Here is a 16,328-nt window from a genome sequence, read left to right as displayed (position 1 = left end):
AAGATCCTCTTTTCCATAATCGAAAAGTGTTGGCCCTGTTGATTACAGGACCAACACTTTTCGATTTATTATCCTTTTAACCTTTGCTGGCCAAAAACGCCGCTGCTTGCGTCTCGAGCTCGGTTTTGACTTTATCGACTCCCGCGGCCTTCATGTTGGAAGCGAGCGAATCAAACGCTTTGTCCACGTCTTTGACCGCGCCGATCGCGAAAGGCAGGAAGTATTGTGTCGACACGTTTTTGAGGCTCGCGATTTCCGATTTCACGTTATCCGAGTTGAACGAGAAGCCCAGATACGTTGCAGGCATCAAATAATCTTTGACTTTGCTATTCAACGCAATGTAGCCGTCCGTCCAGTTCGCGCTAGGCTTGAAGTAGTCTTTGTCGACGAACCAGAAGCCCGCGGCATCCGGCGGATACGTGTTGTCGGCCGAAGTGACGCCTTCCGGAAGCGCAAGCTTGTCGTCAGCCGTAACGACGTAGTTTTTGCCTTCGATACCGTAGTAGGCGTTGTAGACGTAAGCTTGATCTTCCATGATGAGATCGAGCGCTTGAAGCGCGCGCTCCGGATTTTTGGAATTCGCGGCGATGGCGATTCCGTCGTTCAGCCAGCTATTCGAAGGCGCGTGGCCCGTAGGAGACAGTACCGGCATAATGTACGTGTCGACTCCCTTGTCTTGGCAAGAGGAGAGCGTGGATTGGATATCGATGGAGTTTCCGAACGCGACTCCGGATTTGCCATCGCAGAAGTTGTCTTTGGAGCGTACTTTGTTGGAGTACGGGTTTTTGTTAACGTAGCCGGCGTTATACCATTTTTTCATGAGGCCCGCCGCATACTTGTACGCGCTTTGAACCGGTTCGTCGGTGATGCTCAGGATTTTACCCGACGGATCTTCTTGATCGGTGTAGTTGCCGACGCCGGACGGGTCGCCGGAATCGCGCGGAGCTCCTTCGTAAGCGAACTTCTCTTGCACGAGCGCGCCGAACGGCGCAGGCAGGTCGTATTGGGAGTCCAGGTTAAGCGGAATCATATCCGGATAATCTTTTTTGACTTCGGCGAAGTAAGGCTCCAGGTCGGACATTTTCGTCGGATTCGTCAAGCCTGCTTTATCCATGACGTCTTTGCGAAGAACGACTACGCCTACTTTGCGGTCCGGAGTCGTCGTCGGAATCATGAATTGCTTTCCGTTGACTTTAGCCGCATTGTAAGCAGCCGGATCTTGCTTCGCGGAATATTTAGGCATGTATTGCTTGAGCAGCTCCGGCGTCAGCTCTTTGAAGGAGCCTTTGTTCGCTTCGGGAACGTAGAAGTTCCAGTCCGCCGCGAACACGAAGTCTACGTCTTCGCCGGAAGCCAGAATGAGCGGATATTTGGAGGCGACGTCGCCCCAGCCGATATAGTTGATTTCAAGCGTGGCGTTAATATCTTTCTTAAGCTTTTCGTTCAAAGCCATCATCACTTCCGGCATGCCTTTCGGGGCTTCGCCGAGCAAGTAACCTACCAGCTTAACTTCTTTGGAGTTGTCGATCGCGGGAGCATCCGAAGCGGCTGCCGAAGACGCCGGGGCTTCGGAAGAAGCCGGCGCTTTGCTGCTCGCGGGCGCGCTGCTGCTTGCCGTATCGTTGTTGTTGCTGTTGTCTTTGCAAGCGGAGAGCACAAGGGCAAGTATCAAGAACATAGCTAGAACGGTAAACGCGTTTCTCTTAAAACCTTTCATAGTTGGGCCTCCCTTTGGAATGGACAATGTTTATTTATATAAATCCCGACCGGTACGGAACCTATATCAACCTTTGACGGCGCCGATCGTCATGCCGCTGACGAAATACTTCTGCACGAACGGAAAGACGAGAACCATAGGGCCCGTGGCGATTAGCGTCATCGCCAGCTTGAACGTCTCCTTCGGCGCGTTCTGATTCGTCACGAACTGGGCCATGGCGGAAGATAGATTAATCGACGACAGCATCTTGTACAGCATGTATTGCAGCGGAATGTATTGATCCTTGGTCGTGAACATCATCGCCGTCCACCAATCGTTCCAATAAGCGAGCGCGGTGAACACTCCGATCGACGCGAGCGCTGGCTTCGTGAGCGGCAATACCATCTGCAGGAAGATGCGCATGTCGCCCGCTCCGTCGATTTTGGCCGATTCGATCAGCGGCTCGGGAACCGAGCTGCGAATAAAACTGCGCAGGATCAGCACGTACAAGACGTTGAACATGGGGCCAAGGATTAGAACGGAATAAGTGTTGGTCAAGTGCAGATTGCGGCTGAGCCAGATATAATAAGGAGCCAATCCGCCGTTGAACAGCGTCGTGAAGAATAAGAAGAACGCCAGCACGTTGCGGTATTTCAGCTCCTTGCGACCGAGAACGTAAGCGGCCATCGTGGAGATGAACAACGATACCGTCGTGCCGATGACCGTAATTAGAATCGATACCCGATAGCCGGACAGCAAATCCCCGGGATACCGAAAAATATAACGGAAAGCTTCCAGCGAGAAGGCTCGCGGCCAGAACCAATAGCCGTCCGCCAAGACAGAGCTTTCGGAGGAGAACGACCCGGAGATCAGCACGACGAACGGGAGCAAACATACGATTGCGATAATACATACGACCGCATAAGAGATGAACGTGAAGACCGGCGCGGAATTAAGCTTGTTAGGGACGGCGTTGCCGCTCATAGGATCACCTGCTTTTAGGTTAGAGTTTAGAATATTTAGAAGAGCGCCTGCTCTCTGTCGTATCTGCGAACGAGCCAGTTGGCGAACAGGATGATGAACAGCGTCAGAACCGATTGATAAAACCCGACCGCGGAAGCCATTCCGAAGTCCGCCATTCCGACCAGGGAACGGAAGGCCAGCGTGTCGATAATGTCCGTCGCGTTCATCAGCATGCCGTTGTTGCCGATCAGCTGGTAGAACATATCGAACTCTCCGCGCATAATCCGGCCGATGCCGAGCAAGATCAAAATAATCATCGTCGGCTTAAGCAACGGAAGCGTAATTCGCATGATTCTCTGGAATCGGCTTGCTCCGTCTATCGTCGCCGCCTCGTAAATCTCTTGGTCGATGCCGACGATCGCGGCCAAGTAGAGCACGCTGCCGTAGCCGACCCATTTCCACACGTAGAGGAACGGAAGAATGAGGTACCAATAGCTGGCGTTGGAGTAGATGTCGATCGCTTCGACGTGGAAGTACCCGAGAAACTTGTTAACGATTCCGTATTCGTAGTTAAGGAAGTTATAGACGAACGCGGACACCGTTACCCACGAGATAAAGTAAGGCAGGAACATGAGCGTCTGAGACAGCTTCTTGAACCATTTCTTGCGAATTTCGGAAATGAAGACGGCGGCCACGATGGAGAAGAACGTATAGCAGCCGAGAAAAATAACGTTGTAGACGATCGTGTTCCGAGTTACGAGCATCGCCTTCCCGGAAGCGAAGAAGTAGTGGAAGTTATCGAAATTTACCCACTCGCTAAGGAAGATTCCACCCTTAAGCGTGTACGACTCGAACGCCATGACGATGCCCGCCATCGGGACGTAAGCGAATAGGATGAAATAAACGGCGATCGGAGCAAACATAAGATAGAGCAGCCAGTTCGAACGAATATCCTTCATGCGACAACCTCCATACGTGTTTCTTCGTTGTGTCTCACTTACTATGGTAAAGAATTATCCGGGCGCCAAATACGGGATAAACTTACGAATACCTTCGAAAACCTACGTTAGGCGCCACTCGCCGTACAGCGCAAAAAAGCCTACCAAGAGCGGATGCTCCTGACAGGCTTAAGCCTTAAACTGCGTACTATTTCGCCGTTCTAGCTCGATAAGCGTCCGCTTGTTGCTGAACTTCCGCTTTTACTTTGTCGATCCCGGCTTGCTTCAGCTTCGCGGTTAGCGTATCGAACGCAACGTCGACGTTATCGACGGCGCCGATGTAGATCGACTGCGCGTAATTCGTCGATACTTCCTTCAGCTTCGCCACTTCCGACTGTACATTGTCGGAATTAAACAGGAAGCCCTTGAACGTCGTCGGTTCCAAATAATCGTTCATGCGGCTCTGAAGCGCGACGTAGGAATCCGTCCAGGTCGCTAGCGGCTTGAACAAATTTTTGTTCACGAACCAGAAGCCGGCTGCGTCGGGCGGGTACGTATTTTTCTCCGAAGTCACGCCCTCCGGGAGAGCGATCGTGTCGTCCGGCGTAATGACGTAGTTAGTTCCTTCGACGCCAAAATAGGTCAAATAAACGTACGATGGCTCTTCCATGAGCAGATCGAGCGCTTCGAGCGTGCGTTCGAGGTTTTTCGTATGCGCGGAAATCGCGACGCCGTTGTTCATCCAGCTCGATTGCGACGTTTTCCCGGAAGGGTACAGCATCGGAAACGGATAGATGTCTATCCCCTTCTCATGGCACGAGGCGAACACCGGCATCATATCGATGGAGTTGCCGAACGCGACGCCGGATTTGCCGTTGCACAGGTTATCCTTGGATCTTACGTTGTTCGCGAACGGGTTCGGGTTAATATAACCTTTGTCGTACCAGTCCTTCATGATGCCGGCCGCGTACTTCTGCATGCCTAGCACCGGTTCGTCCACCATGCTGAGCATCGTCCCCGACGGATCTTCCATATCGACCATAATACCTTGAGCCATAGGGTCTCCGGAATCGATCGGCGCGTTATCCCAAGCTATCTTCTCGGACAACAAGTAGAAGTAAGGCGTCGGCAAGTCGTATTGCGAATCGAGGTTAAGCGGAATCATATCCGGATAGTTGTTTTTGATGACCGATAAATAAGGCTCGATGTCAGAAAGCCGATTGATTTCCGTCATCCCCGCCTGCTCCATAATATCTTTGCGGAACAAGGCCACGTTTACTTTGCGATCGGGGCTGGAAGTCGGAATCATATAAGGCTTCCCGTCGATATAAGTAGATTGGAGCGCCTCTAGCGGCATAGCGTTCATATGTCTTGGCATATACGTCCGGAGCATGTCCTCATCTAGCGGGTAAAAGGCACCCTTCGTCGCTTCCGACGCATAGAAGTTCCAATCCGCCGCGAAAATGAAATCTACGTCTTCCCCGCTGGCGAGTACGAGCGGATATTTCGTCGCTACGTCGTTCCAGCCGATATAGTTAAGCTCGAGCGTCGCGTTAATGTCCTTCTTCAGCTTCGCGTTGATCGCATCGAGCACGGCGGGCATACCCGGCGGAGCTTCGCCGATCAAATACCCGACCAGCTTCACTGCTTTATCGTGATCCGGCTGCGATGTTTCGGCATCGTTCCCGCTTCCGGTGCACGACGTTAGCCCGAAGAGGACGATTAGCGCGATTACCCATACCCACGCGTTTGTTCTGTTAAGCTTTCGCATTAGGAGCACCATCCTCGTTCCGTGTACCTATTCTGCGTTCGGGCAGACGCATGATGACGCGAGTGCCTTCGCCGGGGATGCTCTCGAACTTCAGCCCGTACGTCGGTCCGTAGGAAAGCTGCAGCCGTTCTTCGATATTGCGGACGCCGTATCCTCCGGCATCGTTTATCCCTCTGTTTCCGACGAACATCGTAGCCAACCGTTCGGCATCTATCCCTACTCCGTCGTCTTTGACCTCGACCAAGAGATCGCCTTTATCCGTCCATGCGGATAGGCGAACCATCCCTTCCTCGCTGTCCGTCTCCATAATACCATGCAGGATGGCGTTCTCGACCAGCGGCTGCAAAATGATCTTCGGCAGCTCGCAATCGTACAGCTCCCGCGGTACTTCCGTCTCTAGCCGGATGCTGTCTCCGAATCTCATGTTCTGAATGCGCACGTAAGCCTCGATATGCTTAAGCTCGCTTTCCAGCGACACGTATTCTTTGCCGTTGGACAAGCTGAGCTTATAAAATACCGCAAGCTCGTCCACGACGCGCTTAATGTCCAGAGAATTCGACTCGATCGCCATGACGTTAATGAGATCGAGCGTATTGTATAAGAAATGGGGATTGATTTGCGCCTGCAACGCCTTGAGTTCCTTGTTCTTAACCTCCCGGCCGAGCGTGTACGTCTCGTCGATTAAGCCGGACATGTTTTGCACCATGACGTTGAAGTTGTGAGTCAGCTCGCCAATCTCGTCTTCGTTCGCAGGAAGCGGCGCGATTTGAAAGTGGCCGTGTTTCACTTTGCGCACGTGCATGATCAAGCGGCGAATTCGCTTCGTCGCGGATGCCGCCACGAAGAACGATAACGGCAACATGAACGGCACGACGAGCAGGAAAATCGAGATGATCCGGTTGCGCGCTTTCGTGCTCGATTGCAAAATGTCGGCGTATGGAACGACGAGCGCGATTTTCATATCCGTATGAGGGATCGCCTGCACGCCTAGCAGATGCCGGCTTCCGTCGATCGAGAAGTTATCGTTGTAATAGTTGTCTCCCGCATCGATTTTGAAGTAAAGATCCCGGATATCCTTCACTAACGTGATCGGATAAGGAAATTGATCGGACTGGCTAAGCAGCTCCCCGCCGTCGTTGAACAGGAACGCCGCCGCGTTCGGCGTCAGAATGGCGTGGTTAAGCACGGATTGCATCGCGGACGGTTTAACGCGCGCGCGGACGATGCCGTCGAATTGCAGAATATTGTGCTCGTTCGGTATTTTGCGGAGCACGGTCAACTCCCGGCTTGCCGAATCGGCATCCAAATCCGTGGAGGGCAACCAGGCGAAAGCCGCGTTCGACGCGGCAAAATGGCGATACCACTCCGTGGACTCGACCGCGCCCATGCTCAAGAAATCCGCGTTTTCGGTCGCTCCCGCCAGCCCCTGCTTCATGAAGATCTGAATCGCTCCGATATCGTCGTTATAACGGAATTGATTGACCAGCTTCGACAGCTGCAGCGCGTTCATGTGCCAAACGTCGATATCCTCGAATTGCTTCGAATCGGCGATTACGCTCGTCTGCACGAGATCGTTAAAGGCGATGAAATTGAGCACTTCCGTAATCGCCTGCGATTTGTATTCCAAATACGCCTTCGTCTCGTCGAGCATCTTGTGCGACGAATAGACGGCCGCGTCCTTGTTCTCGCGTTGCGTCACCGTAATATGTATGAACAGCAGCAGCAGGAACGGAATAAGGATGACGAACACATAGGACGCGAACAGCTTATAGCGAATGCTTAGATTGGAAAATCGCCGCCACCTGTGCCTCATCTGACCGTACGCTCCCGATACTCGCTAGGCGTTAAGCCCGCGTTCCGTTTAAAGAACGTCGTGAAATAGTTGGCGTCGGCGAACCCCAGCCGGACGGCCACTTCGAATAGCTTAACGTTCATGTCCCGCAGCAGTTCCTTGGCCCTATTCATTCTCGTGTCCGTAATGAATTCCTTGATCGTCTGTCCCCGTTGTTTTTTGAAATACGCGCATAAGTACGTCTCGCTTAGCTGCACGTGATCGGCGATCGAACGGATCGTAAACCCTTTCTCGTGAAAATGGGAGTGGATGTACCTTACGATCTCGCGCATTTTGCCCGAGCCCGCGCCGTCGCTATTCTCGGTCTGCTCCGCGCACGCGTCGAGCATGGCGAATACGTATTGCTCCAGCGCGTCCAAGCTCGGAATCCGGTCGATCTCCTTCCACATGTACCTGCGTTCCGTATCTTCCGCCTGGTCGGCCATGCCGATGTGAACGGCCGTCTCCATGATCGCCAGCAGAAATTGAAAGTACGTGTCTTTCAGCCGCAATATATTCAGATCAAGCCGCGTCCGGGCATAGGCCGTCCACTTCCGGATAATCCCCTTCGCTTCGTCGAGATGGCCCGCGCGCAGCTGCTCTCGCAGCTTACGGACTTCCTCCCAATCCATCAAGATAGGCTCGTGCCGCCCAAGCGCGTCCGCGAATACGGGTCTGCCCCCGTTGGCGTAATATTGCAGCGCGCTAGCGAGAGAAGCCAGCTTGTAGGAAGCCGGAATGTCCACGATCGACTTCACGGGCTCCCCTATGCCAAGCCGCAGATCGATCGCCGCGCCCGCGAGCTCGCGAATGATGGCGTCAACCTCTTCGATCGTCTCCCTGCCCTCCCGGTAAGAGCTTCTGTACTCCCCAGATAGGACGAGAACGAGCTGATTGTGCGAATCGAAGCCCGCCAATATTCTCAGCTCGGCGATTCTAGGGTGTCGGTTGATGCGGTCGAGAATGCCTTCTTGGGTCGAAGCCGGATCTTCCGGCAAATCCGACGGATCCCAATATAAGTTCGCGGCGGTTACCGTGTACGGTCCTTCTCGCGAAATCAAGAACGTCTCTTGGCTGCGAAGCGCCGGCTCGACGTGCGCCGACGACGGATTGCAGACGAGCTTGCGGACCATCTCTTGCCTCAGAATCGGCAAGCTTCGGTCGACCCCCGCCTGGTACTGCTGCTCCTCTTCCCTTTTCTTGATGTCAACTTGGCGCAGGATGACGGCGGCTTCGACCGCTGCGCGAACTTCGTTAAGATTGACGGGCTTCTCGAGGTATGTGAACGCTTTCAAATGTATCGCCGATTTCAAATAGTCTTTGTCCGAAAACCCGCTAAGGAATAAAATCTGGCATTGCGGGTCGGTCTCCCGATATTGGCGCGCGAAATCGATCCCGTTAAGCTTAGGCATCCGAACGTCGCATAGGATAATGTCCGGCTTCCATTCGAGAGCAAGCTCCAACGCGACTTGCCCGTTACGGGCGGTGTCCACGTCGTCGATGCCAATGTCGCCCCACGGGATATAATTGCGAAGCAACTCTCTCGTCCGTGTTTCATCGTCTACTATTAAAAGCTTCAAGAGCGCTTCCTCCTCGGAGAATGCGAATATATCTCTCCATTATATAGCGGCGGATTCGGCGTGCCTACTTCGTAAACCTAATATAATCTTCGATTTTCTATGGTCAATATTCGACCGTGGCATGTTTAGAATATGTTCAGGTGTCCATGGTAATTTAGTATAGCCAACACACTAACACCAAAGAGGATCGTTCCCATGAAGACTCAACTATTAATAATCGCAGACGCCGACTCCGACACCGATGCGACTGCGCAGTCGATTCAAGCCGAGCCGGACATGGAGGTTGCCGCGCTTGTCGCTCCCGGCGCTAAAGCCATTGAAAGGATTTGGCAGCAGCCGGTCCATCTCGCGTTGCTGGATTCTTCCATGCCCGTGATGAAAGGCATCTCTTACATTCAGTCCATCAGGAAGATTGCTCCCCCTCTGCCGATCTTGATTATGACTTCGCATAGCGACGAAGAATCGATTGTCCAATATCTCGCACATGGCGCCAACGCGTACCTGATAAGAAATCAACATTTTTCCAAGCTGACGCAATCGATTCGGGATGTGCTCAAAGGGCAGCATGTACTCCCTGACAATGTGGCGGCCAAGCTCTCGCAATATTTGTTGAGGCAGCTCAATAGCAATAGCACGCCTAGCAAGCAACAGCTTCCATCCCATTTGATGAAGGAATTCTCGGAAAGAGAGAAACAAGTTATCGATCTGTTGATTCAGCGGTACAGCAATCAGGAGATTGCCGAGGCCCTATTTCTCTCAGAAGGAACGGTCAGAAATTATTTGACCCATATTTTCTCGAAAATTCCCGTTAACAACCGCCGCGAAGCGATTCGGGTACTGAATCAACGTTTTACCGTGGTCCAATATCCAACGGCAAAGTGACTATCATTGGAAGCATAATCCATAGGAAAGGACGCCTATCTATAGGACGTCCTTTTTCTGTTCAGATATGCCAAGTTCTCTCCCCTTATGAGGCAAAAAAAAACACTTTAACTAGGACCAATATGTAGAAATATGACAATAAGTCACTGTTAATCTCTCATTACTTCGCTTATATTTAAGCTCGCGCATCTATGACTTCATGACTACTTGCAGGAAAGAATTAGGAAATTATGAGTATTTCCAAAGTCTTCTTCTAGCAGTCAATTAAACAAAAAGGAAGGTAGACCCGACAAATGAGAAAAATTAGTTTGATTTGGCTCACAGCTTTGCTGTTGCTGATCACGAACGCCACGAGCGTATTCGCGATGGGACCTGTAGCCGAAGTGTACTACAACACAGGAACAAGCGTTTATCAGTCTAGCGATTTCGAAGCTAGACTGACTGCAGCCATCAAAACAAAGCTTGACGCTGCAGGCATCAATCCGAAATATGTATCGATTATGGACGCAAGCGCTACTCCGATAAGCGTGACGGATACGACTTATGTGCATTCCGGGTACAACACTTGGTATGGTTATGGATACACTCCGCAGGTGGTAACTCCTGATTATAACCACGTGCAAATTACAAACAACAACAGAACGCTTTCCTTCTATGGCTATGACCAGCCTAGCTTTAAAGATTTCATGCTGACGAGCGGCAGCCCGTCCGGCAAGAAAATCATTACGTTCGACATGGACGAGTCCAAAGCCAGTTACCACAGCATGGAGGGCGGAGGCTTCCTCTTTAACTCCGAGATCGACAGCCAAGGCAAGCTGAGCGGATATGCAATCTTATACTTGGAATCCTCCATCAAGGTTTTCCGTATTAATGGTGTCGATGCCACTGCGTTCCATGAAAAAGCCAATGCTTCTTCGTTGACCAGCATCACCGGCATTACGAGTATCGCAACGTATGCCAAAGGAACTGATCCTGAGCATACGATCAAAATCAACGCAACCGATACCCAGCTAAATATGTGGGATAACGGCCAGCAAATCATTACGAATTTTGCTCTTCCACAAGCTTATGGAAATGAATTCGGACCAATTGTCAGCTATCTCCCGCATAGCTGTGAGATCATCTCGATCTTTACGTACGATAATTTGAAATTGTTCACTACCACTAGCAAATCGCTGGAAGAAGCTGTGGACGACATCGCTTGGGAACCAACGTCACCTTATCGTTACGTAATCGATATTAACGATGACAACGGCCGCTATGTGGATGGCGGAACGAACCAAGATGTTCTTAAAACTTCGTTCAATCAAGACTCCGCGCAATACGTTAGCGTAACCAACGCAGTGTACCAGAACAGTACGGAATCTTTCGTAGATCAATTGACCCAAGGCGGCCTCTTCGTGGACTCCGGCTTGACCGAGGCTCAGATCATCGAAGCCATCGCAAATCAGGTCGTCGATAATGTACTTGGCAAGGAACCCGCTATCCTAGCCATCGAGGCTGCAGAAGCTACGACAACGATTGGGTACGAACCGGGCGATAGCAACATCTCGGTCACGGACGACCTGACTCTCGTTCAAGACGATAACGTAACGACGGTTTGGTCCTCCGACCAACCATCCGTGATCGCTGCGGACGGAACGGTAACAAGACCGGTCATCTCGCAGCCTGGCACGTATGTGACTTTGACGGCAACCATCACGAAAGATGGACTGACTAGCGAGAGGACCTTTACGGTGTACGTATTGGCGGCAGAACCGGAACCGTTAACTACGTTGTCGGCCGTTTCCGGCGACGGACAAGTCACTTTGAACTTCCCGGCTCTTGTGGGAGCGGCAGATGGGGACATCACGGTTGAAATGTCGACGGACGGCACTACTTTTACGCCAGTCGTATTGACGGAGGAGCTGACCGCTTCTTCCACGAGCGCTACGATTAGCGGCTTGACGAACGGAGCAACGTATTATTTCCGCTTGAATGTCGAGTCCGGCATGTACGAGGGAGTATCCAATACGGTTGATTCGACTCCTGTCAAACCGGTAACGGACTTAACGGCAACTGCAGGCTACGGGAAGATTACTTTGAACTTCCCTGCGCTAACAGGTACGGATAGCGAGGATATCGTTGTTGAAATGTCGACGGACGGGATCACGTTTACGCCTGTCGATATCGTAGAAGCGTTGAATGCAACATCGACGAAAGCAACGATCAATGGACTGGATAACAGCAAAACCTATTCCTTCCGCTTGAATATCAAAGGCGGTCCTAATCGGGGCATTTCCAACGTAGTAGAGATTACAACCTTAACGCCTAGTTCGATTCCGGATACGATGGAAACTTCGGTCACCGTGACGGACAAGTCGAACGGCGGTACGGTCGTACACGACAGCATCACGAAAGTGCTTGGAGACGACCTTGGCGTTACCGCCAAAATCGTGAAAGCAGACGGTACGGTGCTGAATCTGCCGCCTATCAAGATGAACGAGAACGGCACCTTTACGCTGCCTAAATTGCCGGCTGGCGAATACACCATGCCGATGACCATCATGGGTCCGAACGGCGAGCACCTCGCAGGTCCGGTTGGCAAGCTTACGGTTGGCAGCAACGGTGTAGCGAGCCTGCAAATCGAGTTGGTTGACCCTTACGGAACGATCTTGGATATGTTGACGGGACAACCGATGCAAGACGTAACGATGCGCTTATACTGGGCAGATACGGAATCGAACCGTTCTAAGGGCAAAACGCCAGGCACGCTGGTCGATCTCCCGGAATTGGTGAATTTCTTGCCTAATAAGAACCACAACCCGCAAGTCAGCACGGCAAAAGGCGAATACGGCTGGATGGTTTATGCCGACGGCGATTACTACTTCACCGCCGAGAAAGACGGCTACGTCCTCTTCGACAGCCGTAACGATAAACGCGACGAGAAAGTCGGAGTAGACAGCCATATCAAAAACGGCGTCATCCATGTCGGCGAGTCTATCGTGCAATTCAACTTCCCGCTGCAAGCAAAAGTCAAAGCTTCCGGCGTGCATAGCGCTTATATGCTCGGCTATCCGGACGGCTCCTTCAAACCGAAGAACGGCATTACCCGCTCAGAAGTTGCCGCGATCCTGGAGCGCTTGTATGCACCGGGCGAACAAGGCAAAGCCGCATCCTACTCCGACGTAAGTTCGAAGCACTGGGCTGCGAACGCAATAGCGGTCGCTACCCAACACCATTGGATGGTCGGAACGGGTAACGATAAGTTTGAGCCTAATCGCAAAGTAACCCGTGCGGAATTCGCGCAACTCTTGACCAACTTGAACAAATGGAAAGCTGCAGGCGCAAGCGGTTATAGCGATACTGCGGGACATTGGGCAGATTCGGCGATTGCTGCGGCGAAGCAGGCGGGCGCATTGTTCGACTTTACGGGAAATACGTTCAGCCCTAACAATGAACTTACTCGTCTGGAAGCGGTTCGTATCTTCAATACGCTGTTGGCTCGCCAGCCTTGGCATGTGTCTACAGCGCCATTGTGGACGGACGTATCGGCAGATTACAAGTATTACTCGGATATCATGGAAGCTTCGACTCCGCATGATTTCGAGCTTTATACGAACGGATATGAAGCTTGGAACGTTAATACGCAAGCCAAGTAACGCCTAAGGTAAAGCTCGCCGATTCAACTGTCGATTCGACAGATTGATCGGCGAGCTTTTGTTGTTTGTACCGTTATCCGCGATGGACATCGCCCTCTTCGCGCAAAGTTCCCGTCGCAGTTAATCGATACTGCTTGGGCGTCACCCCGGTAAGCTTTTTGAACGTCTTCGTAAAATGGCTCTGGTCGTGAAAACATAGCCGCGTCGCGACTTCCGAGAACGTCAGCTTGGTGAACTTAATGAGGTTTCGAGCTTCCTCGATCCGCCGCTCCAGCACGTAATTTCGGAAGGATAGCCCCGTCTCCATCTTGAATCTGTGCGAGATGTAATTGCCGTTCATGCCGGTTAGTCGCTCGAGATGCTCCAGCGTGATCTCTTCATAGAGGTGGTTGAAAATATAGTTTTGGCAGTTGGCGATCGCGGGGGAAACTTGCCGTTCTCGCACCTGCCGCACGCGCTCCGCGAAATCCGCCACGACGTCCAGCCGCGCGCGGTCGACTTGACTCACTTCGCGCAAATCCTCGATGTGCTGAATATGCAAATCGCTGAGCGTATAGGCGAGCTCCCAAAACAGCCCGCCCTCCATGGCCGCGCGAGTAGACAAGGTCACCGTGACGATGGCTAGGTTTTTACGGTTGCGCAGATGACTGCTGCGGGACAGCAACCCGAACGAATCCTCCGGAAAAGAAGCCAGCATCTGCAACGCGCCCGCCTTGTCCCCATTGCGAATACGATCGTGCAGACGTTCTTCCATGTACGGGTCGTGATGGCGTCTCGCGTCCTCGCGTTGCACGCCCAGCTGGCGCTCGAGCTCGTCCGCCTGGACGAGCCGATGTTCGAGCCTATGATCCCGGCTCAAAATATCGTGCGGCTCCAACGATCGACCGTGCACCATGTAATAGAGCATCATCCCCGCGTGGACGAGCTGCATTTTGCTGACGGCAGGCAGCTCGCGATAGTAGTGCGACCACCGCTCGCGTTCCTTAGGCACGACTTGATTGTCGTCCATGAGCGCCTGAATCGTCTCGGCGCCCAGCGAAGCGTACAGCACGGGGCCGATCGCGAGCGTCCATGACTCCGACGTGAGCATTAAGGCGCGCTCCGAATAATTCGTGCTATGGATGACGGGCAGCGACTCGTCTTCCGCGCTTCGGGCGATTTCGAGCAAGAGATCGGCTTGCGAAGCTAAATACAGATGGCTCGAAGACGACGCTCCCCATTCCCGCTCGAGCGTTCGATCCGGTCCGATCAGCGCGACAGGAAGTCGCAAAGTCTCATGCAGCAGCTTGCCGATATAGGCAAGGCGGTTAAATTCGTCGTGATGCACCATGAAAGATATCTTCCTTCGTTAAATACAAGATTGCTATGAATCTTACCATAATTATTTATTAAAATGCAGTATGATGTATTCAAATCGCTTGAACAGTCTGCTCAAGGAGAATGATGACCATGCTGTTGCTTAAAGGACAATCGATACTCTTCATTGAGCACGTATATAAGCAACAATCCGTTACTAACAATGGCGAACGCACATCCGACAGCGGTATGGCAACGATCGCCGACCGGCTATTGCAAATGGTCTATCCGGAGCTCAGTCTCCAGGTCGAGGCATGCGCATCCGGCATCCATACGCTCGATTCGGCCGTGGACGGATGGTTGGATGCCGCACGACGACTCCGACCGGATTGGCTCGTTATCCCTCCTCTACATGGCGACAATTGGCCCGCGTATTCAACCGATGGTCGGCCGTTGACGCCCGACCTGCTCGAAGCCGCGCTCCGCCGAATGATGAGGGACATACAACCGTATGCGATCAACTTGGCGTTAGTCGCGCCTATATCTTTAACCTCATCCGATAAAGGTTTCATCTCTCCGTATGCAGACGTAGCGCGTTCCGTCGCCGAGGAAGAAGGATGCCTCTTCATCGACGCGCAAGCCGAGATCGACGACGTCCGTCTCAAATACGCGCATCAAGCCGCCCCGACGAACGAGGAACTATCGGCTGACATCGAGATGTCGCTTACGAATGTTTTCCTGCAGGCCATCGGATTCCAATGGGTTAGACGGAATGCTTTTGCGGTAACCGAACGGCCATCGTTTCAACTTTCCTGTTCCTGCTAAAGAATAGAGCCGCGAGGGGTTAATATCCCCCGCGGCTCTTGTTTCAATTGTCATCCTTCTCGTCGATAAACCTCCCGATCTCAGCCAACACTTTGCGATACTCCTGGGTTAAGACGCCGTGACCCGCGTTGGCGTACAGCAGCAACCGCGAATCGGTTATGCGCCGGTTAACCATTTTCGCGTGCGCCGGACGGAATACCCAATCTTTCATCCCATGGATAATAAGCGTCGGAGAGGTGATTTTGCCTAGTCGCTTGAAGCTATCGAAAGAACGGCTCGCTTGTTTATGAATGTCCATCGTTCTTCGTGCCGGCGGCGATCTCTGCATGCGTTCGACGGACGCGGCGATGATGTCCGGATTTTCCCGTATATAAGGTTCCGGATACAGCATATCCAATGTATCTTGCGGGGAGAAAGCAGTCGTTTTGCGCGACATCCACTTGAGCATCCGGAACGTTGGCAATGTCCGGGTCACGCCGCAAGTCGTACTGCATAAGATTAGCTTCGCTACGCGCTCGGGGTATTCAATCGCGATTTCTTGAGCGATCATTCCGCCCATCGACTGACCTAGCACATGCGCTTGCTCAATCCCCAAAGTATCCATGAGCCCGACGACGTCTTTTGCCATATCCGCGATACTATAAGCTTCTTCCGGGGCATCGCTCTGCCCCGTTCCGCGATTATCGAGCAGTATCAGGCGACGCTTGTCGCTTAACCCGGCTTTGATCGCCGGGGACCACCAATCCCTATTGGCGTCTTTGCCCGTTATCGCGATCAGAGGGAACCCTTCCCCGATCGATTCGTAACCGATATGAACGCCGTTAACGAACGCCTTGTTCATCGCTATCCCCTCCCGACCTTCGACGATACTGTATTCGTCGAAGGTCGGGAAGGACACGTACGAA

Annotated in this window: 11 protein-coding genes; 3 read left to right on the top strand and 8 right to left on the bottom strand. The window is 52.4% G+C overall.

Annotated elements, in window-relative coordinates; all coding sequences use genetic code 11:
• Window positions 1-76 precede the first annotated feature (76 nt).
• The 6 genes from ACFPQ4_RS09570 to ACFPQ4_RS09545 form a co-directional block, all read right to left on the bottom strand.
• Window positions 77-1,717 carry a DUF3502 domain-containing protein gene (locus ACFPQ4_RS09570; protein WP_378111594.1) on the bottom strand — a complete coding sequence of 547 codons (1,641 nt, stop codon included), beginning with the start codon at window positions 1,715-1,717 and terminating at the stop codon, window positions 77-79.
• A gap of 66 nt (window positions 1,718-1,783) precedes the next feature.
• The gene (locus ACFPQ4_RS09565) at window positions 1,784-2,680 is read right to left on the bottom strand and encodes a carbohydrate ABC transporter permease (protein ID WP_378111593.1); all 897 of its coding nucleotides are present in this window, start codon (window positions 2,678-2,680) and stop codon (window positions 1,784-1,786) included.
• Between the two features lie 35 nt (window positions 2,681-2,715).
• A complete protein-coding gene (locus ACFPQ4_RS09560; protein WP_378111592.1) occupies window positions 2,716-3,618 on the bottom strand; it encodes an ABC transporter permease in 903 nt (300 codons plus the stop codon).
• Window positions 3,619-3,805: 187 nt separating this feature from the next.
• Window positions 3,806-5,368 carry an ABC transporter substrate-binding protein gene (locus tag ACFPQ4_RS09555; protein WP_378111591.1) on the bottom strand — a complete coding sequence of 521 codons (1,563 nt, stop codon included), beginning with the start codon at window positions 5,366-5,368 and terminating at the stop codon, window positions 3,806-3,808.
• Complete coding sequence (locus tag ACFPQ4_RS09550) at window positions 5,355-7,181, bottom strand: cache domain-containing sensor histidine kinase (RefSeq protein ID WP_378111590.1); 1,827 nt, start codon at window positions 7,179-7,181, stop codon at window positions 5,355-5,357. The genes ACFPQ4_RS09555 and ACFPQ4_RS09550 overlap by 14 nt, the downstream gene beginning before the upstream one ends.
• On the bottom strand, window positions 7,178-8,779 hold the full coding sequence (locus ACFPQ4_RS09545) for a response regulator (protein WP_378111589.1): 1,602 nt from the start codon (window positions 8,777-8,779) through the stop codon (window positions 7,178-7,180). Before ACFPQ4_RS09545 ends, ACFPQ4_RS09550 begins: the two co-directional genes overlap by 4 nt.
• A gap of 195 nt (window positions 8,780-8,974) precedes the next feature.
• Between ACFPQ4_RS09545 and ACFPQ4_RS09540 the strand changes: the two genes are divergently transcribed.
• Entirely contained in the window at window positions 8,975-9,661 is a 687-nt protein-coding gene (locus ACFPQ4_RS09540; RefSeq protein WP_378111588.1) for a response regulator, read from the top strand.
• A 293-nt stretch (window positions 9,662-9,954) separates the two neighbouring features.
• Window positions 9,955-13,302 carry an S-layer homology domain-containing protein gene (locus ACFPQ4_RS09535; protein WP_378111587.1) on the top strand — a complete coding sequence of 1,116 codons (3,348 nt, stop codon included), beginning with the start codon at window positions 9,955-9,957 and terminating at the stop codon, window positions 13,300-13,302.
• 73 nt (window positions 13,303-13,375) lie between these two features.
• On the opposite strand, the gene ACFPQ4_RS09530 is transcribed toward ACFPQ4_RS09535, so the two are convergent.
• Complete coding sequence (locus ACFPQ4_RS09530; RefSeq protein ID WP_378111586.1) at window positions 13,376-14,632, bottom strand: helix-turn-helix domain-containing protein; 1,257 nt, start codon at window positions 14,630-14,632, stop codon at window positions 13,376-13,378.
• Window positions 14,633-14,751: 119 nt separating this feature from the next.
• Between ACFPQ4_RS09530 and ACFPQ4_RS09525 the strand changes: the two genes are divergently transcribed.
• Window positions 14,752-15,423: a hypothetical protein gene (locus ACFPQ4_RS09525; RefSeq protein WP_378111585.1), complete on the top strand. Its 672-nt coding sequence runs from the start codon at window positions 14,752-14,754 to the stop codon at window positions 15,421-15,423.
• A gap of 43 nt (window positions 15,424-15,466) precedes the next feature.
• Here ACFPQ4_RS09525 and ACFPQ4_RS09520 read toward each other — a convergent pair whose 3' ends face one another.
• On the bottom strand, window positions 15,467-16,264 hold the full coding sequence (locus tag ACFPQ4_RS09520) for an alpha/beta fold hydrolase (RefSeq protein WP_378111584.1): 798 nt from the start codon (window positions 16,262-16,264) through the stop codon (window positions 15,467-15,469).
• Between the last annotated feature and the right edge of the window lie 64 nt (window positions 16,265-16,328).

It is taken from the genome of Cohnella yongneupensis, from assembly GCF_042655785.1.
In the GTDB taxonomy this organism is placed as follows: domain Bacteria; phylum Bacillota; class Bacilli; order Paenibacillales; family Paenibacillaceae; genus Cohnella; species Cohnella yongneupensis.
Note: the sequence above shows the minus strand (reverse complement) of the source record. Positions and strands in the feature narration are given on the sequence as shown.

Coding starts and splice junctions, on each gene's coding strand:
- ACFPQ4_RS09540 (WP_378111588.1), top strand. CDS start 8,975: ATGAAGACTCAACTATTAATAATCGCAGACGCCGACTCCGACACCGAT.
- ACFPQ4_RS09555 (WP_378111591.1), bottom strand. CDS start 5,368: ATGCGAAAGCTTAACAGAACAAACGCGTGGGTATGGGTAATCGCGCTA.
- ACFPQ4_RS09535 (WP_378111587.1), top strand. CDS start 9,955: ATGAGAAAAATTAGTTTGATTTGGCTCACAGCTTTGCTGTTGCTGATC.
- ACFPQ4_RS09530 (WP_378111586.1), bottom strand. CDS start 14,632: ATGGTGCATCACGACGAATTTAACCGCCTTGCCTATATCGGCAAGCTG.
- ACFPQ4_RS09520 (WP_378111584.1), bottom strand. CDS start 16,264: ATGAACAAGGCGTTCGTTAACGGCGTTCATATCGGTTACGAATCGATC.
- ACFPQ4_RS09560 (WP_378111592.1), bottom strand. CDS start 3,618: ATGAAGGATATTCGTTCGAACTGGCTGCTCTATCTTATGTTTGCTCCG.
- ACFPQ4_RS09550 (WP_378111590.1), bottom strand. CDS start 7,181: ATGAGGCACAGGTGGCGGCGATTTTCCAATCTAAGCATTCGCTATAAG.
- ACFPQ4_RS09565 (WP_378111593.1), bottom strand. CDS start 2,680: ATGAGCGGCAACGCCGTCCCTAACAAGCTTAATTCCGCGCCGGTCTTC.
- ACFPQ4_RS09525 (WP_378111585.1), top strand. CDS start 14,752: ATGCTGTTGCTTAAAGGACAATCGATACTCTTCATTGAGCACGTATAT.
- ACFPQ4_RS09570 (WP_378111594.1), bottom strand. CDS start 1,717: ATGAAAGGTTTTAAGAGAAACGCGTTTACCGTTCTAGCTATGTTCTTG.